The sequence below is a fragment of the Bombella saccharophila genome, assembly GCF_026385475.1.
Taxonomy (GTDB): domain Bacteria; phylum Pseudomonadota; class Alphaproteobacteria; order Acetobacterales; family Acetobacteraceae; genus Bombella; species Bombella saccharophila.
In genome coordinates this window covers 345334-368504 of sequence record NZ_JANIDW010000001.1, presented here as the reverse complement: position 1 = coordinate 368504, position 23171 = coordinate 345334, and the positions used below count along the sequence as shown (strand labels likewise).

General features: G+C 53.6%; 19 protein-coding genes. 8 read left to right on the top strand and 11 right to left on the bottom strand.

What is annotated here, in order from left to right:
* Positions 1-140 precede the first annotated feature (140 nt).
* Positions 141-1046, top strand: a complete 906-nt coding sequence (hemF, locus tag NQF64_RS01645; protein WP_099026051.1) for an oxygen-dependent coproporphyrinogen oxidase — start codon at positions 141-143, stop codon at positions 1044-1046.
* 24 nt (positions 1047-1070) lie between these two features.
* Here hemF and NQF64_RS01640 read toward each other — a convergent pair whose 3' ends face one another.
* From NQF64_RS01640 to NQF64_RS01610, 7 genes are all read right to left on the bottom strand, one after another.
* On the bottom strand, positions 1071-1847 hold the full coding sequence (locus NQF64_RS01640; protein WP_099026052.1) for an ABC transporter ATP-binding protein: 777 nt from the start codon (positions 1845-1847) through the stop codon (positions 1071-1073).
* Positions 1848-2894: a FecCD family ABC transporter permease gene (locus tag NQF64_RS01635; protein ID WP_407651801.1), complete on the bottom strand. Its 1047-nt coding sequence runs from the start codon at positions 2892-2894 to the stop codon at positions 1848-1850.
* A gap of 40 nt (positions 2895-2934) precedes the next feature.
* Positions 2935-4071: an ABC transporter substrate-binding protein gene (locus NQF64_RS01630; protein ID WP_099026053.1), complete on the bottom strand. Its 1137-nt coding sequence runs from the start codon at positions 4069-4071 to the stop codon at positions 2935-2937.
* 154 nt (positions 4072-4225) lie between these two features.
* The gene (locus NQF64_RS01625; RefSeq protein WP_266106259.1) at positions 4226-4798 is read right to left on the bottom strand and encodes a Smr/MutS family protein; all 573 of its coding nucleotides are present in this window, start codon (positions 4796-4798) and stop codon (positions 4226-4228) included.
* A gap of 21 nt (positions 4799-4819) precedes the next feature.
* A complete protein-coding gene (locus tag NQF64_RS01620; RefSeq protein WP_099026054.1) occupies positions 4820-5644 on the bottom strand; it encodes a DNA-methyltransferase in 825 nt (274 codons plus the stop codon).
* Complete coding sequence (mltA, locus tag NQF64_RS01615) at positions 5641-6864, bottom strand: murein transglycosylase A (protein WP_266106258.1); 1224 nt, start codon at positions 6862-6864, stop codon at positions 5641-5643. Before mltA ends, NQF64_RS01620 begins: the two co-directional genes overlap by 4 nt.
* Positions 6865-6959: 95 nt before the next feature.
* Positions 6960-7700 carry a Tim44/TimA family putative adaptor protein gene (locus NQF64_RS01610; protein ID WP_143813598.1) on the bottom strand — a complete coding sequence of 247 codons (741 nt, stop codon included), beginning with the start codon at positions 7698-7700 and terminating at the stop codon, positions 6960-6962.
* 274 nt (positions 7701-7974) lie between these two features.
* Between NQF64_RS01610 and secB the strand changes: the two genes are divergently transcribed.
* A complete protein-coding gene (gene secB, locus NQF64_RS01605) occupies positions 7975-8493 on the top strand; it encodes a protein-export chaperone SecB (RefSeq protein ID WP_099026058.1) in 519 nt (172 codons plus the stop codon).
* A gap of 46 nt (positions 8494-8539) precedes the next feature.
* Here secB and NQF64_RS01600 read toward each other — a convergent pair whose 3' ends face one another.
* Together NQF64_RS01600 and hemC are read right to left on the bottom strand one after the other, a co-directional pair.
* Positions 8540-9223, bottom strand: coding sequence for a uroporphyrinogen-III synthase (locus NQF64_RS01600; protein WP_266106257.1), 684 nt, complete (start codon positions 9221-9223; stop codon positions 8540-8542).
* Positions 9224-9225: 2 nt separating this feature from the next.
* The gene (gene hemC, locus NQF64_RS01595) at positions 9226-10275 is read right to left on the bottom strand and encodes a hydroxymethylbilane synthase (RefSeq protein WP_099026060.1); all 1050 of its coding nucleotides are present in this window, start codon (positions 10273-10275) and stop codon (positions 9226-9228) included.
* 69 nt (positions 10276-10344) lie between these two features.
* Between hemC and tsaD the strand changes: the two genes are divergently transcribed.
* The 4 genes from tsaD to murJ are packed head-to-tail and all read left to right on the top strand — an operon-like array spanning position 10345 to position 14542.
* On the top strand, positions 10345-11460 hold the full coding sequence (tsaD, locus tag NQF64_RS01590; RefSeq protein ID WP_266106256.1) for a tRNA (adenosine(37)-N6)-threonylcarbamoyltransferase complex transferase subunit TsaD: 1116 nt from the start codon (positions 10345-10347) through the stop codon (positions 11458-11460).
* Positions 11457-12428 (top strand): NAD(P)H-dependent glycerol-3-phosphate dehydrogenase, encoded by a 972-nt coding sequence (locus NQF64_RS01585; RefSeq protein WP_099026062.1) that lies wholly within the window; start codon positions 11457-11459, stop codon positions 12426-12428. Before tsaD ends, NQF64_RS01585 begins: the two co-directional genes overlap by 4 nt.
* A 56-nt stretch (positions 12429-12484) precedes the next feature.
* The gene (locus NQF64_RS01580; protein WP_099026063.1) at positions 12485-12982 is read left to right on the top strand and encodes a glutathione peroxidase; all 498 of its coding nucleotides are present in this window, start codon (positions 12485-12487) and stop codon (positions 12980-12982) included.
* A gap of 3 nt (positions 12983-12985) precedes the next feature.
* On the top strand, positions 12986-14542 hold the full coding sequence (murJ, locus tag NQF64_RS01575) for a murein biosynthesis integral membrane protein MurJ (RefSeq protein WP_266106255.1): 1557 nt from the start codon (positions 12986-12988) through the stop codon (positions 14540-14542).
* A 4-nt stretch (positions 14543-14546) separates the two neighbouring features.
* Here murJ and NQF64_RS01570 read toward each other — a convergent pair whose 3' ends face one another.
* Positions 14547-15020 carry a GAF domain-containing protein gene (locus NQF64_RS01570; protein WP_266106254.1) on the bottom strand — a complete coding sequence of 158 codons (474 nt, stop codon included), beginning with the start codon at positions 15018-15020 and terminating at the stop codon, positions 14547-14549.
* A gap of 181 nt (positions 15021-15201) precedes the next feature.
* Here NQF64_RS01570 and mutS point away from each other — a divergent pair, with 181 nt between their 5' ends.
* Together mutS and NQF64_RS01560 are read left to right on the top strand one after the other, a co-directional pair.
* Positions 15202-17886 carry a DNA mismatch repair protein MutS gene (gene mutS / locus NQF64_RS01565; RefSeq protein WP_266106253.1) on the top strand — a complete coding sequence of 895 codons (2685 nt, stop codon included), beginning with the start codon at positions 15202-15204 and terminating at the stop codon, positions 17884-17886.
* A gap of 41 nt (positions 17887-17927) precedes the next feature.
* Positions 17928-20705: a [protein-PII] uridylyltransferase gene (locus NQF64_RS01560; protein WP_266106252.1), complete on the top strand. Its 2778-nt coding sequence runs from the start codon at positions 17928-17930 to the stop codon at positions 20703-20705.
* 64 nt (positions 20706-20769) lie between these two features.
* Here the strand turns inward: NQF64_RS01560 and NQF64_RS01555 are convergent, their stop codons facing one another.
* On the bottom strand, positions 20770-23007 hold the full coding sequence (locus NQF64_RS01555) for a TonB-dependent receptor (protein WP_266106251.1): 2238 nt from the start codon (positions 23005-23007) through the stop codon (positions 20770-20772).
* Positions 23008-23171: the final 164 nt, after the last annotated feature.

Genomic DNA, 23171 nt, shown 5'->3' with positions numbered 1-23171 from the left:
GACTAACTATAGTTTTGCGTCTCCTAATTACAGAATCAAGAACAGCCAGTAAGCAGACACGGCTTTTTGTCTTGTGAGGACATTCCCCTATGATAGAATGAAAGAAATCGCTTCATTCTATGAGGAATAGGAAGATCATTATGCCTTCCTCCAATAGCTTCACTCTACCTGACCTCCCTCATACAGCGTTAACAAAAGACGCCCAATATTGGTTTGAGAACTTACGTGACCGGCTTTGTGCCACCTATGAAGCTTTGGAGGATAAGGCCGTTGCAGAAAATGCCCCAACATTGAAGGGGCGTACGGAGGCTGGTCGCTTCCAACAAACATCATGGAAGCGTGCTGAAGGTGGCGGCGGGGTTATGTCCGTCATGAAAGGCCGCGTGTTTGAGAAAGTTGGTGTCAATATTTCCACCGTGTGGGGGGAGTTCACGCCGGAGTTCCGCAAATCCATCCCCGGGGCAGAGAGTGACCCACGCTTTTTTGCCACTGGTATTTCTCTCGTAGCTCATCCCTGTAACCCGCATGTCAGTGCAGCGCATTTCAACACACGGATGATCCTGACCTCCAAGGGCTGGTTTGGCGGTGGTGGCGACATCACCCCCATGTTCCCCGAGAGCCAAGAAGCTCTTGATGATGCGGCTATGTTTCATGCCGCCTTTAAGCAAGCGTGCGATAGGCACGACCCTGCTTATTACCCACGCTTTAAAGCTTGGTGTGATGAATATTTCTTCCTCAAACATCGCAATGAACCACGCGGGCTTGGAGGCATCTTTTATGATTGGCTCGATAGCGGTAATCTCGCAAGCGACTTTACCTTCACCCGCGATGTCGGCGATGCGTTTTTGGAATGCTACGCTGCCATTGTCCGCAAACGCATGTTCACCCCATGGAGCGAGGAAGACCGCCTAGCACAGCTCAAGCGGCGCGGTCGTTATGTGGAGTTTAACCTCCTTTACGACAGAGGCACGCTCTTTGGGTTAAAAACAGGGGGCAATACGGAGGCTATCCTCATGTCCATGCCGCCAGAGGTTATCTGGCCTTAATCCTCCCATAGAGAGGGCGCCTTCTTAAGCATCCTCTCCTATAATGCCATCTACCAGCACATGAGGCAGGCCACGGGGGCAGACTTCAAGACGGGTCTCAACCCCATAAACATCACCGAGAACCTCAGGTGTGGTAACACCCATCACGCTACCCTGTGCGACAAGGCGACCATTGCGCATATAGACGACATCATCAGCGCGTTGGAGAGCGATGTTGAGGTCATGCACAACCAGCAATGTGACGATATTGCGTTTACGCGTCTCCCGCCTCACAACATCCATCACAGCAAACTGATAGCGTAAATCCAACGCGCTTAAGGGCTCATCAAGCAACAACATCGCAGGACGGCGCACTAAGGCTTGTGCCAGACCAACCATCTGACGCTGCCCACCGGAGAGTTCATCCATATAACGGAGGGCAAGATGGCCAATCCCTAGCTCCTCCAACACATCAGTGCTATCGCGCAAAGCACATTCAGCCGAGACAGCCTCGCCTGCCCGCCGCGCTACCATCACCGCTTCAATCACCTGAAGATGCACTGTTGGAGGGAGGCTCTGCGGTAAATACGCCGCTAAGCGTGACCGCTCCCCCACAGCAAGGCTAGAGAGGTCCTTCCCCCCTAGGCGAATACGCCCCTCTGCCCGAACAAGCCCCGCAATACCGCGCATAAAGGTCGATTTTCCCGACCCGTTCGGCCCCAAAAGGGCTGTAACACGCCCTGCTTGCATGGGGGCCAATGTCATACGGTGCAGCACTTCCCGCCGCCCATAATGGACGCAAAGGCTCTCAATCTCCAGCATTTACGCCCCCTTTCGTAAAACCACAGCAAGGAAGAAAGGAATCCCCACTAAGGAGGTCACAATCCCAACAGGAATCACTACCCCCGGCATGATGTTCTTCGCTGCTATGGAGGCAAGAGACATTATCAAGCACCCACATAGGGCAGAACCGGGAAGATAAAAACGATGATCCTCCCCCAAAAGTCGCCGTGCAATATGCGGGGCTACCAACCCGACAAACCCAATCGTCCCCACAAAGGACACCGCTAGAGCTGAGAGGACGCTAATCCGCAATAAAGACATCATCCGCAAATGTTTGACATCCACCCCATAACTCGCCGCACGATCCTCCCCCAGACGCAGAGCCGTTAAAGCTGGGGCTGCACGGAAGCAAAAAGGCAAAACCACCGCACAGCCTACCGCCATGACGCTAATCTTCCCCCAATCGGCGCGTGTTAAACTGCCCATTGTCCAAAAGACGAGGTCTTGTAGGGCATCCTCATCGGCAATGAACTGCATCAACGCCACAAAAGCATGGAAGGTAAACACAAGCGCAATCCCGAACAAAACCACCATCGTGGTGGAATGGCCACGTGCCCGTGCCACAACCTCCAGCAAACAAGCTGATCCAACAGCAAATAAGAAAGCCTCTAGCGGGACCATCCATGTCTCTGGCACATAAGGAATGTGCCAATGCAGCACAATCGCTAAAGATGCCCCAAAGGCCGCAGCCGCAGACACGCCAAGTGTGTAAGGGCTGGCCAATGGATTATCCAACACTGTTTGCATCTCGCCACCGGCGATGCCTAAAGCACACCCAACAAGGATAGCCATAAGCGCGTAAGGCAAGCGAATATGCCAGACAATTACACCATTTGTCCCAGAGGAAGGGTTAAAGAGCGCATGTACTAAAGCACGTGGCCCCAGCCCAGCTGGCCCTAAGGAGAAGTCCAATAAAAGTGACAGCAAAATCAATCCAGCCAACACGCTTAATAGAGCCACCCTATGGCGCGTAAGCTGCACATAAGCTGTTTGTATGCCCGTCAAACGTGTGGCTAGACGGGTCATCTCCTCAGATGACCCATCACCCAACGATTTTTTTACCTCATTACTGGACATGCGCCTTGATCCAATATGTCCCGCTATTTGGCATAGCTGTAAAGCGGCTCTGCACAAGGCTGCGATCCGCCTCTGGGTCTAAATCCTTAAACCGCTCTGGGTAAAACCACTTAGCCATGACCTCAATCGCTAGGATATTAAAGGGGCTGTCATAAAATGTATGCCAGATGCCATAAGCACGCCCATTCCGCACAGCCTTCAACCCTGCAAGCTCCGGGGCTTGTAAGAGGCTATTTAATGAGGCTTCTGCCATCTCCGGCGTGACTTGAGAGCCCATCTTTAGGCCTGGACCACTGGGGCCGGGGCCGCGTGTCCCATCCAAGATAAGTACGTCAGGGTCTTGGGCGATAACCATCTCGGCAGAGACATCCCCAATATAACCAGGCAAAAGAGATGCCGCGATATTACGACCACCAGCGGCCTCGATAAACGCACCCATATTCCCACGCCCAGCTGTATGACAGCAGCTTTGGCGTGCCCCGGCTAGCATATTGATAAATACAGTCGGCTTTTGTGCCTCTGGGATGGTCTCCACGACCGAACGAATGGCCTTTAGCCGTTCTTCATAAAAATCCGTATAGGCTTTGGCCTCGGCCTCACGACCAAGAGCCTGCCCTAAAATGAGCATACTCGGCACAGTCGTCTTTACCGGGTCTTGGCGGAAATCCACAAATAAAACAGGGATGTGCGCTGCTCTAAGCCGCGCCGTTACATCGCCAGATTGCCCCGGCCCGTGGCCTGTTGTGCTAAAGATGGCAAGGTCTGGGTGGAGGTCTAACACCTTCTCTGGGCTAATCGTATCGGCTGTTGTGCGGCCAATCACTGCAACATGTGCCGCCTCTGGGAAGGTTTTGAGCATTTGCTCGTAATTCTGCGTATCTGCCTCGCGGAACTCCCCTTGCCAGCCCACGATATGGTCAAACAAATGGCGGCCTTCTAAAGGCTCCAGCGCGTAAATCAGCCGCCCTTCCCCAAGGATGATCCGCTGCGGATGGTCGGGGACAGAGACAACCTCCCCCGTAATATCGCGCACATCCTTCGCTTGAGCCTGTAACGGGAGCATAGCTCCTGCCAACATAGCCATCGTTAAACTTACAGGATTAAAGAAGCTTTTGAGTGAGACCATCGTTATTACGCCTTTACCCACTAGAGACGCCGGTCCATCGTTGCTTCTGCTCGATGGTCTGGACTTTATGCCTCAATTAATAATCATTCGCGTTCTATTGGTTATAGAAGAGCCTTCGCCCTTATCCAAGGGTAAATAACATCTTTCTCACCGCCTAACGTTTCTTTCGTAATAAAAGCCTTAAAGCCCCTTGATTACCGCGATGACTATGGACAACCCCCAACACCATTGGCGCAATATCGCTGCGCTGCAACCATAAGGGTAATTCTTGCCGGATTGTCCCGCCGCGCGCCCCGCTGCCTAGCCCTGTAACAATTTCCACACATCGCCACCCCATCACGCGGCCGCGTTGCATAAACCGATGGAACACCTCAAAAGCCTCTTGCACGATATAGCCATGTAAATCGAGCCGTGCATCAACACGTAATTGCCCCCGTGAGAGACGCCGCCATTGTGTATCATCCAACCCAGCCGCCCGTACCCCCACATGTGGCACAGGCCGAGGCTTGATGAGCGGTTTAGCAGGCGATACAGCAAGCTGCATCATCACCATTGGGGCGGGCTGCACCAGCTTTTCCTCCCCCACCTCTTGCTTTAACTCTGGCTTATGAGGGGGCTTAGGCGGGCGTACCGCCTTAACAGCCTGACGAGAGCGCAATGGCGTGACATCCTGCATCACGGCACGCCAAAGGGCGGCTTCATCTTCACCTAATGCTCGCTTTGCCACGCTCTTACCGCCCCACTTCCATCATACATCCGCCTCTTGGCCTTGCTCTATCATCGCACGCAGACGCTTACGCGCAAAGCGGACATATGTTGTATCGGCTTCAATCCCGATGGACCGCACCTTTAACGCCTCTGCGGCGATAAGGGTGGTGCCTGTGCCCATAAAGGGGTCTAACACCATCATATCAGGCCTCAAGCCATGCAGGCGAATACAACGCTCTGGCAAGGCAACAGGAAATGTCCCTGGATGGCTATACCGTGCGTGACGACTCCGTACCGTCTCGTAAGGGATGAACCATGTATCCCCCCGACACCGCCTATCCTCTTGATGTTGGCGGCGATGAATATTGCTCTTATCCGTAAAGGGCACCCCCGCCCCTAGCCTATCAAGCTCTACTGCACCTTGTTTGGTGAGGTGAAAAATATGTTCATGATTACGATTAACATAGCGCGGGGAGTTTACAGGCTTAAAATGCCCATGCGTAACCTCACCAATGGCTATAGATTTGACCCATGAAATATGATTTTGCAGCACAAAAATCCCACGCAACCGGACCATAAGCTCAAAAGGTAACCAAGGCTGTGCGGAGGAGCCTGCAATATTGAGAAAAAACGAACCATCTTCTTTAAGAACACGGGCTATCTTTTGGCAGATAAGCTCCATCCAATCCAAATAGCTTTCTTCAGAGAGGCTATCTTTATAACTACGATAGGCAAGACCAAGATTATAGGGAGGCGATGTTACTACGACATCCACACTCCCCATAGGCATACGCCGCATCACGCTGAGGCAATCACCCCGGATTAAAGCATGTTCTCCTAGCGTCTCACGACGCGCACGTATCATTTGGCCGTCTGTCCCCCTCCAGCGGTTGCCTGCCCGGCCGGAACATTGGGTGCGAGCGTCAAAGAGGTGCGTGGGACCAAAACAAACATACGGCCATAATCCTTCATGTTCCCCGCAATATTAGCAGCTTCCTGCCCCCAACCAAGGAAGAGGTCGCCCCGTCCAGCCCCTCGTATATCGCTCCCTGTATCTTGGGCAAACGTCATCTGCGCCCATATAACAGCCTGCCCATCACGCCCTTTACCGCTCATATCAGCCCATATTGGCATCCCATATCCAATAAGCCGCCTATCCACAGCCATAGAACGACCCGCTGTTAGCGGTACGCCAAAAGCCCCCATCGGCCCTTCCTCAGCCTTACGCTCTACAGGGCGGAAAAAAACATAACTCGGATTTGCTTCCAAGACGGGCTTCACTTGGTCTGGATGTGCCTCCAACCACGCGCGAATATTCTTAATATTCACATCCTCTGCGCGCATCTCGCCTTTATGTACTAACACACGCCCGATCGGTACATAAGGCTGCCCATTGCGGCCGTCATACCCAACAAACATCTCCCCCCCATCCTGCAACCGCAAGCGACCAGAACCTTGTGTTTGCAATAGGAAAAGATCTAACGGGCTTTTTAACCATGCTAATTCTAGCCCTCTCCCCTCCAAAGACCCACCATCAATAGCGGCTCGGTCATCATAAGGGCGGAATACTGAATTCACCCAATGCCCAAACTCTAACTCACCATTGGCATTACGCCCCCGGAGAAGGTCTTTAGGACGACGATAAAGAGGGATCTGATACGCACCACCTTTTGTAAGAGAGGCGGGGACTTCTGGGTCATAATATCCTGTATAAAATGCCCCTTTAACGACTAAATAAGGCTGAAACCATGTCTCAAAAAACTGCCGCGCTTGTGCATCATCACCATTCTGCACATCTGCAAGAGCTGCGCATACATTACGCCAATCTTCCACATGCTGCCCAGAAGGCAGAGTCCGTGCCCCACCTAAAAACGTCCCGGCGGGAAGTTTATCAATGCGCTGACATTCATCAGCTAACATTTTAATAAGCCGTGGATGATCTTCACGCTCCCAACCAGAGAGATTGCTATACTCTGCTGATGTCACATCCATTTTCCCCGAAGGCAAACCCGGCATACAACCTGCCAGAGCCACCAGTAAAGGGAACATAACAACACTAATTGAAGGAAAAGAACGTTTCATCATACCACGACACATTACGGTCCACCTTAGAGTAGTGGACTGTTTCAATATAATCTCCCATCACATATATGAGAGAGGCTTTTTGCCCCCAAAGACGCTCAATCCGCCCTTGTTGCAACAATCTTCCATTGGCCTTTCATATCATATTCAAAGGTCCAACAATCCCTAAATTCCGTCAAAGCTTCTGTCCCTTCGACGATGGTCCCTTTTTCATCCCGGCAATAACTGACCTGCCACGAGATAATCCGCACCCCTAACTGGCACGGCCCCTCTTCTGCTTTATCCCCCGTTGCAAAGATGTACTCTAGCCGTTCGATCTGCCGTAACTCCAGATGCACTTGCTCATGTCGTTCAGCACGTTCATCAAGCACTTTCGTAAAATGCTCTAGCAACTCAGGGGCGAGAACAGATGCAAGCATTGACCGATCAGCACAAGCGAAAGCCTTCACTGTTCGTGCAAATACATCTTCCGCTTTTTTAAGAAAAAATTCTGCTGAGAAGCCACTTACAACATCACCGACTCGCCCCAGGGACTGCGCTAAAGCACTATCGCCCGTTGGGATGCCATATTCTGTTACTTTTTGCTCCGGTCCGACGCGGTTAGGCAAAGGTGGTGGCTTAAGCGCATCTGCCGACGAAGCCTCCTTGGAGGCACGCACAGCTAAGGAAGAAGAGATCGTCTCACGCCGGAAAGCCTGCGCACCCATACGCCGCCCTAATACAAAAAATACAGCACTGCCAATAATGACAGCTACTACAGCCCACACCACGATATCCCAGGGGAAATCCACCATTGTATGTCCTAAATCATCCATCCAAGCTGGGAAGGCATAATGCACTTCCCCCAATAATTCCTCATAGGTAGGACGCCCCCGCTACAATCTCAAGAGCATCTATTGCTCCTTAGTAACAGGATAAGCACAAATACACCTCTTTTTTGTTCCTAAAAACATGCCAGAATTTCGATAAAAGATCATCCCTCTCGCTTGGCCCTCTCCCTAAGACATGCTACCGCCTGAGAACGATAGACGCCTCTACTTTGTGGGGAGATTGTCCTCATAAAGCATGCATACATCACCTTATAATCCTCTCATCATGCAAGGATGACCCCCCATGTCAGCTTCTAACGGCCCTACCGCTGGGCAGGATAACACCCCTCCAGCCCTGCCTTTGGCCATTAATCTGCAATATACAAAGGACCTCTCTTTTGAAGTCCCCCGCGGAGCAGCGACCTTTGCCTCCCTCCAAGCACCACCGCAAGTAGGTGTGAATATTGATGTCCAAGCCAGCCGGATTGAGGAAGAGCAATCCATCTATGAGGTCACGCTCATCATCCGTGCAGAAGCCACCGAGGCCCCTGCTGAGGGTGAGCAAACGGCTGGTCCTGTCGTCTTTATTGCAGAGCTCTCCTATGCCGCCATCATCACGCTAGAGAACCCACCCCAAGAGCTGATTGAGCCGATTCTGTTGGTTGAAATCCCTCGTTTGCTCTTCCCCTTCGCCCGCGCCATCATCAGTGATGTAACGCGTGATGGGGGCTTCCCGCCGGTTGTTCTCCAGCCGATTGATTTCGCAGCCCTATGGCAAGCAAAGCAGGAACAAAACTTCCCCGAGCCAGAAGGCGAAGCATAATCACCGAAGGCCTAGCCTCTTGGCCTCCTTTTACCCTCCATAGCCGCTATATGTGGCCCAAAAGGGTAAGAGGAGGTCCAAACTCCACCTCGCCCCATATATCATAGCTTCTGGCATGGGCTGCGATGGCCTCCGACAAGCAAAGCGCACGGCAATGGCGTAATACAGCGCGTAGCTCTGCGGGGCAGAGTTCCATAAAAAGCGTTACCGTCTCACGCGAATAAAAGAGGATGGCCGTTACCTCATCATGAGCAAGAGCCCTCAGGGCTGCATCGCTTAAAGACGGAACCGGCCGTACATGATACGCCTCGAGCCGCTGCACCCCCAAGGACTGCACTAGCCCTGCCCCGTAAAGCTGGCCATCACGCCCACGTCCACACGCCAAAACAAGGCTCGGCCCGCGCAAGCCTTTTTGTTGGCAAAGAGCCTCTAACGCTTCTTGGTCACCACTTGCGGCCTCGACATGCTGAAAGCCCATCGCCCGCGCATGACGCGCTGTGGCCTCCCCCACAGTCAGGACCAAACGCTCTCGATTCTGATGCGCTAAAAAAGGGAGGACCTGCCGACTCGTCACCAACATCGCCTGGCAGGGATAATCAGCAATAGGCGGGGTGGGCTGTATGTGCATCACAGGGCTTGCCACACCGTGCCAACCTTGTGCCTGCACACGCGCAAGTGTCTCCCGCAAGCCCGGCTCTGGCCGGGTGATAAGAACAACCCGGCGCATCATCTTTATGATTGAACAATCTTTGCAAAAATCGCCGGTGGTGTATCGCGCCTTAGCTCACAAGCAAGCTCATACCCCATCCGCGCGGCATCCTCTGGGAGACCCTCATACTCACGCCGTAGCAAGAAGGTGCCATCCTCACTCGCCACAAGGCCAGAGAGATGCAACCGCCCTTCTTTCAACTGGGCATAACCCCCAATCGGGGTCCGGCACGAGCCATCAAGCTCTGCCAATAAAGCACGCTCAGCCGTTGCAACAGCGCGGGCCTCCGGGTCCTCGATAGCTGAGAGAAGCTCCCGTAATTCATGATCGCTCTCGCGCACGGTAACGCCGACAATCCCTTGGCCAGAGGCAGGCAACATCACCTCGGGGGAGAGAGGAACATCAATCCGGTCCTCCATGCCTAACCGTTTTAGCCCCGCATAAGCCAACAAGGTGGCATCACATTGCCCCGCACCCAGCTTATCCAAGCGAGTCTGCACATTTCCACGCAGAAGGGTGAAGCGGAGGTCTGGCCGGACATGGAGCATCTGCGCTTGCCGCCGTACAGACGCACAGCCCACTAAGGCCCCTTCTGGCAGGCAATCAAACGGCTTAGCCGGGTCCACCTTTACCCCACGCTTACGTAGCATGAGGACATCGCGCGCATCTTCACGCTTCATCGTACAAGCTAGCACAAGCCCCGGCGGGAGATGCGTCTCAAGGTCTTTGAGACTATGGACGGCAAAATCAATCCCACCTACAGCGAGAAGCTCATGAATTTCCTTAGAGAACAGCCCTTTTCCGCCAATCTCAGCGAGCCTGTCTTTTAGATTCAGGTCGCCAGAGGTTTGCATCTGCTCCTCTTTAAAAGCCCCCATATCCCGCAATACGGGGCAAAATCGCGTTAGCCGCGTTAAAAAATGCCGCGTTTGCACAAGGGCCAGTGGGGATGCCCGCGTCCCCACTCGTAAGGGGAGTTTACGGCGGTCCGGCGGGGTTTGCGCGTGCGAACGGCGCGCTGCCTCAGCAGCGACCTTTTGGAGCGAAGCGGAAGAAAAAGAAGAAGCATTCATGGTCTGCCCTCCATAACCGATTTTCTAAGGGGTGTCATGCTTCTGGAGAATCCGGCATAATAAGGCACTATGTCCGACCTATCCTCCCTCACCCCCCTCTTAGCTATTGAGACCTCCTGCGATGATACCGCCTGCGCGATTCTCGATAGTCATGGCACCTTGTTGGGGGAAAGCGTCCTCTCGCAAGAGGACCACGCAGCCTTAGGGGGGGTCGTGCCGGAAATTGCCGCCCGTGCCCATCTTAAAGCTTTGCCCAGCCTTGTGGACCTCACCTTAGAGCGTGCAGGGCTAGCCCTTAGCGATATTGCCCTTTTTGCCGCCACGACAGGCCCCGGTTTAATTGGCGGTTTGATTGTTGGTAGCTCTTACGCCAAGGGGCTAGCCATGGCGCGCGGGAAGCCCTTTATGGGCATTAATCATATTGAAGCGCACATCCTCACACCACGCCTACCGGCCTCTCTCCGCCCAGAAGAAACCGCACCAAACTTCCCTTACTTAGCCTTGTTAGTCTCTGGGGGGCATTGCCAATGCATCCTTGTGGAAGGCGTCGGCCAATATCGCCGTCTTGGCGGTACGATTGATGATTCTGCAGGGGAAGCCTTCGATAAAGTTGCAAAGATGCTTGGCCTTGGCTGGCCCGGCGGCCCCGCTTTGGAGGCACTGGCAAAAGAGGGTAACCCCCGCGCTTACACCCTGCCCCGCCCGCTCAAAGGTCGCCCCGGCTGTGACTTCTCCTTCTCCGGACTTAAAACAGCCGTCTCCCGCTATCTTGAACCCTTTGGCCGAGAGGCTCTGCCTCGACACATCGCCGCAGATCTTGCTGCATCCTTTCAGCAAGCTGTCGCTGATGTAATGACAGACCGTGTAAAGCAAGCTCTCGCTACGGTCCCACCGGTCACAGCTTTGGTCGTAGCGGGTGGAGTGGCTGCGAATCAGACGCTGCGCCAACGCTTAGAGAACATTGCACAAGAGCATCATATCGCCTTCCTCGCCCCGCCTTTGCGCTTCTGCACCGATAATGCAGCCATGATTGGCTGGGCCACTTTGGAACGCCTATATCAAGGTGAGCAACCCGGTGATATTGCCCTTGCCCCACGCCCTCGTTGGCCGTTAAGCGAACGCTGTGCGCCTTCTGCTCATCCTTCTGCTTCAATCTCCCCCTCGTTAATGGAGCCATCATCATGACTGCCCCGCCACGCATTGCCGTCATCGGGGCTGGAGCGTGGGGAATCGCCCTCGCCTGTAGCCTCGCCCCTATTGCTAAGGTCAGCTTATGGACGCGCACCCCCGTCCCCGCAGGGACGCGTAACATGCCGCATCTCCCCCAAGTGACCGTCCCCGAGAGCGTTACAATTTCCAGCTCATTGCCTAGCGAGGCGGATATTGTGTTGCTGGTCGTCCCCACTCAGGGGCTGCGTGATACGAGCCTTGCACTACAAAAGCAGCTTGCTGCTCATGTCCCTGTCGTCACATGCTGCAAAGGGATGGAGCAAGGCACCTTCCTCCTCCCGTTGGAGGTCCTCGCCCAAACCATGCCCGGCCGCCCTGCTGCGGTTTTATCCGGTCCCAATTTTGCTATCGAAGTCGCCCAAGGTATGCCCAGCGCGGCCACGCTAGCTACAGAGGATGCCGCATTAAGCGCACAACTTACGCAGGCCCTCACAACACCGAGCTTACGTCTTTATGCCAGTACGGACCCGCTTGGTGTGCAACTTGCTGGGGCTGCGAAAAATGTCATCGCCATTGGAGCGGGCATTAGTGTGGGGGCAGGCATGGGAGAAAATGCCCGTGCTGCCATCATTACCCGTGCTTTAGCCGAGACCGCCCGCCTTGTCGAAGCTATGGGCGGGCAAGGGCGTACTATGTACGGCCTCGCTGGGATGGGAGACCTCATCCTCACTGCCACGGGGGCGGGCTCACGCAATTATAGCCTTGGTGTGGCAATGGGTAAGGGCGAGAATATTGACGACATCCTCGCCCGCCGCAATACAGTGGCAGAAGGCGTTCTCACCGCCCCAACCCTACGCGAACTTGGCCGCCGTTTTGAAATTGATACGCCCATTATTAATGTCATCACCCGCTTACTCTCCGGGGAGCTGACCCCCCATCAAGCCCGTGATGAATTATTGGACCGTCCTCCTTGTTTTGAATAATATGCCGCCCCGAGTCCGGCCCTTATGGCCTTATGCTGCTTTCAGGATATACCCTCATGACCAGCCTGTATGATTTCAAACTACCCGCGCTTGAAGGGGGAGAGATTGACCTCTCACAATGGCGGGGGCGTCCGGTTTTAATCGTCAATACAGCATCAGAATGTGGCTTTACCAAGCAATATGAGGGCCTCCAACAACTCTGGCGGGAGATGGGCCATTCTACGCCGGATGGGCTTATCATCTTAGGCGTTCCCAGTAATGATTTTGGCCAGCAAGAACCGGGGGATTCAGGGCAGATTAAGCAATTCTGCCAACGGCGTTATGGTGTGAGTTTCCCCCTTGCCGCGCGATCCATCGTCAAGGGACATGCGGCGATTCCACTCTTTCAATGGTTAGCAAAAGAAGGCGGCTTCCTCTCCCGCCCGCGTTGGAACTTCTATAAATATCTTATCAATCGGGAGGGGCATTTACAACGCTGGTTCACCCCTCTCACAACCCCGCACGCCCCCCGTCTGTTGGAGGAAATCCAACGGGTAAGCGCACAACGCCGCTAATTTATGCTGCGGAACCTCCTCACTGTTGGCGGGTGGACCATGCTCTCCCGCCTGCTCGGCCTTGTGCGAGACCAGCTCCTTGCTATGTTCCTCGGTGCGGGAGCGGTGCAAGATGCGTATCAAATCGCCTTCCGCCTGCCCAATATGTTCCGCCGCTTATTTGGCGAGGGCGCGCTTAACGCAGCCTTTGTGCCACTCTTTACCGCACGTTATGAAGAACAGGGCCGCAAGCAAGCTCTCTTACTCGCAGGGCAAGCCTTCTCCTTATTGCTGCTATGGCTCACCTTCCTCACCCTCCTTGCTGAAATCTTCATGCCATGGGTGATTGACCTCATCGCCCCCGGCTTCCGCCATTCTGGGGCAGAGCGTTTCACCCTCGCAGTCCAGCTCACGCGCATTACAATGCCCTATACGGTGCTGATTTGCGGCGCGGCCCTTGTGGCGGGCATCCTCAATGCACGCAGCCATTTTGCGGCGGCCTCTGCTGCTTATATCAGCTTCAATATTGTTGGGATTGCGGCCATCTTAGTCGGGGCTTATTGCGGGCAACATAGCGTCGCCCCAGCCAGTGCTTGGGGCATTACCCTCTCTGGTATTGTCCAACTCGCCGGCCTTTTATGGGCCGCTAAACGCGCCGGGGTCATGCCCCCTTTGGTCCGCCCCACTCTTTCAGCCGACATAAAACGCTTACTCCGCCGTATGATGCCGGGGCTTATTGGCTCTGGCGTAACGCAAATCAACCTCACGATTGATACCATCATCGCCACCTTATTGCCCACAGGCTCTATCTCGTGGCTCTATTTTGCCGACCGCGTTAATCAGCTGCCTTTAGGCGTCTTAGGGGCGGCGTTAGGCACAACGCTTCTCCCCCTCTTTACGCGCCATATCACCGCCAATGACCGCCCTGCCCTCCAAGCAAGCCTTAACCGCGCTCTGGATTACGCGCTGCTCCTCAGCCTACCGGCAATGATTGGCCTATTCAGCCTCGCCCCAGAAATTATGGCAACCCTATTTGGCTATGGGCACTTCACCCCCCGTGATGTTCACAACTCCGCAGCGGCTTTGCGTATGTATGCGCTTGGCCTGCCCGCTTTTATCATCGTGAAATTATTAGCCCCGGCCTTTTTTGCTGAAGGCGATACCACAACGCCTGTGCGTATCGGTTTCGTCACGCTAGGGCTCAATCTCGCCCTCAATCTCCTCCTTTACCGCTCATTAGCTCATCTTGCCCCGCCCCTTGCCAGCACCTTAGCCGCACTCGTGAATATGCTCGCCCTCGGCTGGATGTTATGGCGGCGAGACTCCTTCCTCCCCACCATGACAAGCCTGACACGCGCGGGGCGTATCCTAGGGGCAGGCATGCTGATGGGGCTATGGGCATGGGGTGGAACGGCCCTCTTTGCCCCTAACCTCCCCAACTGGCATGCCCTACCCAAATTAGGGATGTTGATGCTGCTCATCAGCAGCAGTGCGGCCCTTTATGGGGGGCTGCTCCTTCTCCTCGGTGTTTTAAACCTCACCGAGCTGCGCGCACGTCTCCTCCAACGCTTAAAACGCTAGGCCCTCAGCCAGCGAAGTGCGCTTCTATCAAACGGACTAATGATTCAAGCTGCTCTTGGTCATCTGCTGAAAAACGATTCGTCACGGGGCTATCAATATCCAACACGCCATAAACCTGCCCGTCGCGCATAATCGGGATAACAATCTCCGAGGCTGAGGCCCCATCGCAGGCAATATGACCGGGGAAGGCATACACATCTGCCACGCGTTGGGTCGCACGCTCTGCTACGGCGGTGCCACACACGCCTTTACCAACAGCAATCCGCGTACAAGCAATCCGCCCTTGGAAAGGCCCAAGCACAAGCTCGCCGGCTTTCATCACGTAAAACCCAACCCAATTTACTTGAGCCATCGCCTCAAACAACAAAGCAGCGATATTGGCGAGGTTAGCAATCTCATCACATTCGGCCTCTAGCAATCCTTGGGCCATCGGCAGAACATCATCAAATAAAATTGGATTTTGCGGTGCAGTACTCATAAACACACCATGCCATTCTCCCCCCAATGATAACAAGGAAAGAATTACGCTGTCTTTTTAGGTAACTTCCAACATGCTTCCCATCATTGAGCGAGAAAATAGTCGCATTCTTGATTGAAACCCTGTTACTCTCAGATAAATAGGTTAATTGTTGCTTATTCGTTAAGGTTCTCTTTCCTACATGGTCAACCAAAAGCCACATATCCCCCCTATTCCCGCTCAAAAAACGGGCAAAGTCACACCGACCATGGAGCAGTGGTTTAGCTTAAAACACCAAGAACCTGACGCATTACTTTTCTTCCGCATGGGGGATTTTTACGAATTATTCTTCGGGGATGCAGAAGCCGCCTCTCTGGCTTTGGACATCACCCTCACCCAGCGCGGTATGCATGATGATGCCCCTATCCCTATGTGCGGCGTCCCTGTTGGCACGGCACAAATTTACCTCTCCCGCCTCATCCGCCGTGGCTTCCGCGTTGCCGTTGCCGAGCAGACAGAAACCCCAAGTAAAGGCCAAAAAGGCCCGCTCCGGCGCGAGATCATCCGTGTTATAACCCCCGGCACCCTCACAGAGGATGAACTCTTAGAAGCTGGGCGGGCCAACACGCTCCTTGCCATTACCGCCGCTGATAAACGCCATAAAAACCGGCTCGGCGCAGCATGGATTGATATTTCCACCGGCACGTTGGAAATGCTCGCACTCACACAAGATGCCCTTGCTGAACTTCTTGCCCGCCTGGCCCCCTCCGAGATTTTGGCTGAGCCATCCCTCATCCCTGCTGATTATGCTGGCCTTCTCACCCCCTCCACGGCTTGCCCAGACCAAGCCACAGCAGAGCGCACGATAAAAGAGGCTTATCACGTTGCTCAAATAGATTCGTTAGGGGATTTCAGTACAGAGCAAAGCATAGCCTGTGCGGTATTACTAAATTATGTCCGCCGTAGTCAGGCTGGCGGCCTCCCCCGCTTAGCCCCACCCATCGACCATGGTTTAGACACCATCATGGGGCTAGACCCTGCCACACGCAGCAGCCTTGATATTCTCCAATCCCGCGATGGCGATACAAAACACACGCTTTTTAACAGCGTGAATCAGACCAATACGGCCGCTGGGACACGCCTCTTAGCGTCATGGCTTAGCAGCCCTAGCACAGACCTCACCCTCATCACGCAACGACAAGAGGGATGGGATTGGCTGCATCAACACCCTCAGCTGACCACTACGTTACGCGACATCCTCAAACAGGCCCCTGATTCTGCACGTGCTTTAGGCCGTATCTCCAGCGGACGCCCCCTCCCACGGGACCTTGCAGCACTCCGCGATACGCTACGAACAGCCAACCTCGTCACCGAGGCCCTAGCCCCATTAGCAACGGAGTCTATGCCCTCCTATATCCGTCAGATTGGCGCTAAACTCTATGGCCGTGCTGACACATTGCTCGAACGTTTAGACGCTGCGCTAAACCCGGACCTCCCCGCCAAGATTGAGGATGGTGGGGTCATTGCCCCCGGCTTTGATGCGGAATTAGACCATCAACGGGACCTCCGCGATAATAGCCGTCGTCTGGTCGCTCAGCTTCAAGTCCGTTTGGCAGAGCATTACAACATAACAAGCTTGCGTATCCGCCATCACAATCAACTTGGTTATGTTATCGAGGTCCCCACGGCGGCCGGTCGTACCTTACGCCAGCATGAGGAGTTAAGCTTCCGCCAAGGGACGACAAGCCTCGCGCGTTTCTCCAACGAAGAACTCACATCCCTTAATCAAGCTATTTTAGAAGCATCTGAAAAAGCAGACCAATTAGAACGCCACCTCTTTACCGACCTCGCCCAGCAATGCCTAAACACCCCTGCCCTTGATGAAATCGGCCTTGCTTTGGCCGAGCTGGATGTTCTGCTCTCATGCGCTACTCTCATGGCACGCGGCTCATGGTGCCGCCCGGTCATGACCGAGGGGCGGGATTTCAGCCTCCATACCTGCCGTCACCCTGTGGTGGAAGCGGCTTTGCAGGATAACCCTGCCCATAATAGCCCCTTCATCGCGAATGATTGCACCCTACCGCCAGAAAAACACGCTATCTTACTCACCGGGCCTAACATGGCGGGGAAATCGACCTTCCTCCGCCAAAATGCTCTAGCGGTCATTCTTGCCCAAGCCGGCCTCCCCCTCCCTGCTCAAGAGGCCAAAATTGGGATTGTGGACCGTCTCTTCTCCCGCGTTGGAGCCGCTGATGACCTCGCGCGTGGCCGCTCCACCTTTATGGTGGAAATGACTGAGACTGCCGCTATCCTCAACCAAGCGGGGCCGCGCTCCCTTGTCGTGGTGGATGAAATTGGTCGTGGCACCTCAACGCTGGATGGGCTTTCCATCGCATGGGCAACGTTGGAAGCTCTCCATTCCCAATTACGCTGCCGCACCATCTTTGCCACGCATTATCATGAGCTTGGCGCATTACTGGACACACTCCCCCGCCTTGGGGCCTATACAATGGCCGTGCGGGAATGGAAGGGAGAGGTCATCTTCCAACATGAAGTCCGCCCCGGTCTTGCACAAAAAAGCTGGGGTTTGCATGTTGCAAAATTAGCAGGAATACCGTCCACTATCATTCACCGAGCGCGCATCCTCCTAACGCATTTAGAGGAGGAGCGCAGCAACAACCAAAAAGCCACGTCTCTCCCTCTTTTTGAACAAAATCATCATGCCCCTCTCACCGACTCACCCTTAGAAGCCATCCAGCTCCTTGAGGACTTGGACCCGGATTCTCTCTCCCCACGAGAGGCCCATAATGTTCTTTACCAGTTAAAAAAACTGCTTAAAGACCATCATGAAACAGGCACGCCACATGAAGAAAGGTCCCCGTCATGACCATATCCTGGCCAAACGCCCCTGTAGAGAGGAACGACCCTATGTCCGCTTCTGATCACCATGTGGCCTATCAACCTCGCCTTCCTCGGGAAGAAGCCCTCACACGCCTCTGTGCGGAGCTAAGTACCCAGCGCGAGTCTATTCGTCAGCGTTTTGAGCAGCGCGAAGCTAACGGTATAGCCACAGCCCGCAGCCTCGCCTTCCTCATGGACCATATCATCAACAAGCTCGCCCATTATGCGAATCTACCTGCCCATACGCAGGATGATGATACAGAAGAAGCCTTTTGCCTCTGTGCAACGGGGGGGTACGGGGCTGCTTTAATGGCGCCTTTTAGTGATGTGGACCTCCTCTTCCTAACTAAGGAAGCCCCTTCGCCAAAGCTCATTAAAGCTATTGAGTATGTGCTCTATACTCTCTGGGACCTTGGTGTGCGCGTAGGCCATGCTACCCGCACTATTGAGAGCGCGATGGAGATGGCCAAAACAGACCAAACCGCCTGTACAACCCTCCTAGACATCCGCCCTCTCTATGGTCAAGAGGGCCTCGCCCATACATTACGCAAACAGCATGATGCTTATCTAAAAGGGCCAACCCTTAAAAAATTCATCCGTGGGGCCATTGCCCAACGAGAGGACCGCCATCACGCCTTTGGCGATACACCTTACCTTGTCGAACCTCACATTAAAGAAGGGAAAGGCGGCCTGCGGGACCTCCAAGTCCTTAGTTGGATCGGTCATGCTGCTTTAGGCTATGACGTGCCAGAACATTCCACCTTTCGGCACGCACGCGGGCTTGCGCCTATCAGCACGTTATTAGGTTTGCTGACAAAACGTGAAATCACCCGTACACGCATTTTATGGAACTTCTTTTGGACAGTCCGCCTTCACCTCCATTACATCACCGGGCGTAATGAAGAGCGACTAACATTTGACGTCCAGCCCATTATTGGTGCGCGGATGCGTTATGGTAACCATGGCCATCAACGTGGGGTGGACCGCTTTATGCGGCATCATTTCCTCATGGCACGCGCAGTGATGCGGCTATCGCATGTTTTCCAGCCGGCTCTTATTCTCTATCTGCGCCATCAAATCCAACAAAGCCCTCCGCATATTGAAGCCGGGCCTGAGGGATTCCAACGTGTTGATGGGTATCTTAACCTGCCTAACCCGCTTATCTTGGTAAAAGAGCCAATCACTATTTTCCGCTTATTAGATTGTGCCCGGCGTTATCAATTACCGTTACACCCAGCTGCCTTCCAGCAGCTTATCCGTTTTGAACGTCACGCAGCAGCGCTATGTGGGAATGCAGAGGCTTCATCGCTTTTCTTACAACTACTCTGCGACCCCCTAAAGGACGCCCCCTCCCAACCGGAGGCCTCCCCCGCCCATACAGAGCACGAACGCACCTTCTGGCTGCCTTTACTTAATGAGACGGGGATACTCTCACACTTCCTCCCCGGCTGGTCTCGCATTTTAGGGCGGACACAATTTGACGGCTATCACCTTTATAGTGTTGATGCCCACATCATTGAATCTATCCGTATTTTGCGGCTGATTGAGCAAGGGCAAATGGCTGATGAGCTTCCCCTTGCTTATAAAGTTGCCCGCACCATTACCCAAAGAACAGTCCTTTATCTCGCAGCCTTATTGCACGATATTGGCAAGGGGCGTGGGGGCGGACATTCCGAAATTGGCGCACAACTCGCCACGCGCATTTGCCAGCAACTTGGCCTCTCTGCTAGCGATAGCGATACAGTCTCATGGCTTGTGCTGCATCATTTACTCCTCTCCCGCACCGCCTTTAGCCGGGATATTGATGACCCACAAACCATCTTAGACCTCGCCGATATTATCCAGTCCCCCAAGCGGCTCCGGCTCTTATTGCTCCTTAGCATTATTGATATTCGCGCCGTTGGCCCACACGCATGGAATGCGTGGAAGGCGACCCTCCTTGGCCGCCTCTATAGCCGTATTGCTGATGTCTTAGAGGGTGGATTACAAGCCCAAGAAGATGATGAGCGCGTAGAGCAAAATAAAATCTTTGTCCAAGAGGCATTGCAGGCAGAAGGCATGACCCCTGCTGATATTGCTCATTTCATCAAGTTAGGCCGCCCGGGCTATTGGCTTGGCTTTGATGGAGATAGCCAGCTCCGCCATGCACGGCTTGTTAGCCGCTATCGTGCCGAAGGGCGGGATGATGCCATCCTCTTAGATATCGCCCCCCTACCAGAGCGCGGCATTACAGAGCTAACTGTTTTTTGTAAGGATCAACCGGGGCTATTCTCCCGCATTACGGGGGCGTTAGCGTTATGTGGGGCTTCCATTGCCGATGCGCGCATCCATACGCTTAACAGCAATATGGTGCTCGATACATTCTGGTTCCAAGACCCCTATGGGGAAGCCTTTATAGAGGAAGAGCATCTGGACCGCTTGCGTGAGACGGTCATCCAAGCCATTCATGGTGAGATTGACCTCAGCGAGACGCTCAAGGCAGCGCAATTCCCGCTCACACGGCGGCTAGAGGCCCTGCATATCCCCTCGCAAGTACTTATTGATAATGAAGCCTCAGAAAGCTGTAGTATTGTGGAGGTCAATGGGCGGGACCGGCCTGCTCTTCTGCACAACATCACAGCCACGCTCAGCCGGATGAAGCTGCATATCTCCTCCGCCCATATTATGACCTATGGGCTACGCGCGGTGGATGTCTTTTACATCACTGATGCAACGGGCCATAAACTCACCTCCCCAGCGCAGGAAGAAGCCTTGGCGGCTGCGTTAATCAACACCCTCCATCAAACAGCAGAGCCAACAACCTAGCTTTACCCGCCCCTTAAAAAGGACCATGCCATTTTACTGCATGGTCCTTTTCCATAAGCTGGTCTTATAAATCCATCGTCAACGAGGCTTTAAAGGTCCGCGGTAGCCCCTCTGTCAGATAGCCACCATAAGAGGATGCCCAATAATGGCTATTGGTCAGGTTCTCTACACCAAAGCGTAATGTCATAGGCTGTTTACGCGTCATCAAGAACGTATATCGCCCGCCGAGGTCGTAAGTCGTCCAGTTGGCAATACGCTGTGTGTTCTGTGCATTCGCCCATTGATGGCCAGTATGAATCACGCGCCCCGTTAAGGTCAGCCCTTTAGCAAAAGGGATGTCATATTCTATATTCCCGTTGATCGTATAACCGGGCACCCCGATGGCCCGTTGCCCTTCATAGGTTCCTTTCATCTGTTTGGCATCAATGAGGGCCGTTCCCCCATTAAAGCGCAGGCCCTTGATAATTTCCCCATTGATATTGAACTCAATCCCTTGGTTACGCTGCTCTCCATCCACGGTGAAAATACCTTGCCCTGTATTGCCATAAGGGCGGACATAACTATTAGGCTGCGTTAAGCGGTAAAAAGCTAAAGACGCGCTAAACCGTCCAATATCGTACTTCCCGCCGAACTCATATTGCACTGTCCGCACTGGGGCAAAGAGCTGTCCCATATTAACAATATTCGCCCCTGTTGCCTGTGGGCCCGGCGCCAACCCTTCAACACGGTTAAAATAAAAGGAGGAATGTTTTGTCATATGGATGACAAGCCCTACCACAGGGGTGATGGCATCACGGTCATAATGGTCCGTCAAAACCTGCTTATAGCCGTAGGATTTTGTCATAATGTTCTGATAACGGAAGCCCCCTGTCAGCGCGATGCGGTCATGCCAGAAGGACACAGTATCGGAGAAGAACACGCTATAAAGCCGTGTCATCATATCTCTTTTAGGATGATGAACATTCCCCCCTGTTAAGGTCGTTTCAGGCAAAGGCGAATAAATAGGTGCATAGAGGTTGCTCGCACTCGACTTCCCAAAACCCCATGCGCGTGCAACCTCATTCCACAAGCTGGATGCCCCAAGATTAATCTCATGCTTTAATGGCCCGGTATTAACATGCACACGCGCCCCGCCACGCGTACTCTCATTCGTCTCCTGATACGGCACATAAAGGAAGCCATCTGTCCCCGCCCCTGTTTGGGCGTTCGTCACGGTGAGAGAGCTATAATTCCCTTCCTCTTTCCCTGTTAACCCGCCAAACGCTCCGTAAAGCGTGATGTGCTTGTTAAGGTCATGCTCTACATTCACCATCCCAAAGACATAATGCATGTCTTCATAGCTCCAACGCTGGCCCCAATTATGAGACGGTGCCGTTGGTTTGGGGACAGAGGTTAAGGCAGATGATAACAAAACCCCACCGCGCCCCTGCTGGACGTTCTGATTCTGGTAGTTAATATCCATCGTAATGCGGGTTGTCTCTGCCTCATTATGCCAATCCGTATCCAACCCTAATGCCACGGAATGTCGCCGCTCCCCGTGGATGGAGGTCTGCCCGTCCATTCCAGCAGCATTAAAGCGAACACCAAATTGCTGACTTTCCCCAAACCGCCGGCTCATATCCACATTACCGCCGCCTTGGCCTGTCCCGGTATAATCGCCTGTTACGCGTAATAGCGGGTCTTTCCCGGCATGTTTGAATTGAAGATTGATATTCCCACCAATAGAGGTCCCACCGGGAGCCGCCCCATTGAGGAAGGCATTCGCCCCATTCATCACCTGCACAGAATCATAAAGCTGCGGTGAGACAAGCTGGCGCGGGGTAATGCCATAAAGCCCATTAATGGCAACATCATCCCCATAAATAGGCAGACCACGAATGATAAATACTTCCGAGAAATTGCCGTAGCCATAGGTTGTCCGTACGGAGGGGTCATTCTCCAAAACCTGACCTAATGTCTGTGATTGCTGATTCAAAATCATGCTGGAGGTATAGCTGCGGAGGTTAAAGGGAAGGTCTAACCCCTTTTTAGTCCCCAACACACCAGCTTGCCCCCCAAGCTGAACCTCCATCCGCTCACGCCGCCGCGCTTTAACGATGATCGTCTCTTGTGGAGGATGTTGCTGTTTTAGGTTCGCTTTCGCCACTTTGGAGGAAGGGTGTTGTGCGTCACTCTTTCCTTTACCAACAGGAGCATAGTGAGATGATTCCGCGGCCCATAAAGATGGGCTTGCCAAGCTGCTCCCAACCACCAATCCCCATAAACCAACAGTTTTATAAGACATACGAAATAGAGACACCATCTCTTCAATCATCCTAAATAAGGGAGCCAGGGAGTGCTGTTTATATGTAAATGAAAATTATTCGCAATGATTCTTTATCAGCACTCTCACCTTCCCCCTCCCTCTGTTGCTAAGCTTTAACAATCTTTCTCACCGCCATTTACAGCGTTTAGAAAGCCCATTAA

What these genes read in the sequence shown, in the direction of transcription:
- NQF64_RS01555 (WP_266106251.1), bottom strand. Translation starts at nt 23,007, where the DNA reads ATGGTGTCTCTATTTCGTATGTCTTATAAAACTGTTGGTTTATGGGGA.
- mltA (WP_266106258.1), bottom strand. Translation starts at nt 6,864, where the DNA reads ATGATGAAACGTTCTTTTCCTTCAATTAGTGTTGTTATGTTCCCTTTA.
- hemC (WP_099026060.1), bottom strand. Translation starts at nt 10,275, where the DNA reads ATGAATGCTTCTTCTTTTTCTTCCGCTTCGCTCCAAAAGGTCGCTGCT.
- NQF64_RS01635 (WP_407651801.1), bottom strand. Translation starts at nt 2,894, where the DNA reads ATGACCCGTCTAGCCACACGTTTGACGGGCATACAAACAGCTTATGTG.
- hemF (WP_099026051.1), top strand. Translation starts at nt 141, where the DNA reads ATGCCTTCCTCCAATAGCTTCACTCTACCTGACCTCCCTCATACAGCG.
- NQF64_RS01580 (WP_099026063.1), top strand. Translation starts at nt 12,485, where the DNA reads ATGACCAGCCTGTATGATTTCAAACTACCCGCGCTTGAAGGGGGAGAG.
- NQF64_RS01630 (WP_099026053.1), bottom strand. Translation starts at nt 4,071, where the DNA reads ATGGTCTCACTCAAAAGCTTCTTTAATCCTGTAAGTTTAACGATGGCT.
- secB (WP_099026058.1), top strand. Translation starts at nt 7,975, where the DNA reads ATGTCAGCTTCTAACGGCCCTACCGCTGGGCAGGATAACACCCCTCCA.
- NQF64_RS01640 (WP_099026052.1), bottom strand. Translation starts at nt 1,847, where the DNA reads ATGCTGGAGATTGAGAGCCTTTGCGTCCATTATGGGCGGCGGGAAGTG.
- tsaD (WP_266106256.1), top strand. Translation starts at nt 10,345, where the DNA reads ATGTCCGACCTATCCTCCCTCACCCCCCTCTTAGCTATTGAGACCTCC.
- mutS (WP_266106253.1), top strand. Translation starts at nt 15,202, where the DNA reads ATGGTCAACCAAAAGCCACATATCCCCCCTATTCCCGCTCAAAAAACG.
- NQF64_RS01620 (WP_099026054.1), bottom strand. Translation starts at nt 5,644, where the DNA reads ATGATACGTGCGCGTCGTGAGACGCTAGGAGAACATGCTTTAATCCGG.
- NQF64_RS01585 (WP_099026062.1), top strand. Translation starts at nt 11,457, where the DNA reads ATGACTGCCCCGCCACGCATTGCCGTCATCGGGGCTGGAGCGTGGGGA.
- NQF64_RS01560 (WP_266106252.1), top strand. Translation starts at nt 17,928, where the DNA reads ATGTCCGCTTCTGATCACCATGTGGCCTATCAACCTCGCCTTCCTCGG.
- NQF64_RS01600 (WP_266106257.1), bottom strand. Translation starts at nt 9,223, where the DNA reads ATGATGCGCCGGGTTGTTCTTATCACCCGGCCAGAGCCGGGCTTGCGG.
- NQF64_RS01570 (WP_266106254.1), bottom strand. Translation starts at nt 15,020, where the DNA reads ATGAGTACTGCACCGCAAAATCCAATTTTATTTGATGATGTTCTGCCG.
- murJ (WP_266106255.1), top strand. Translation starts at nt 12,986, where the DNA reads ATGCTGCGGAACCTCCTCACTGTTGGCGGGTGGACCATGCTCTCCCGC.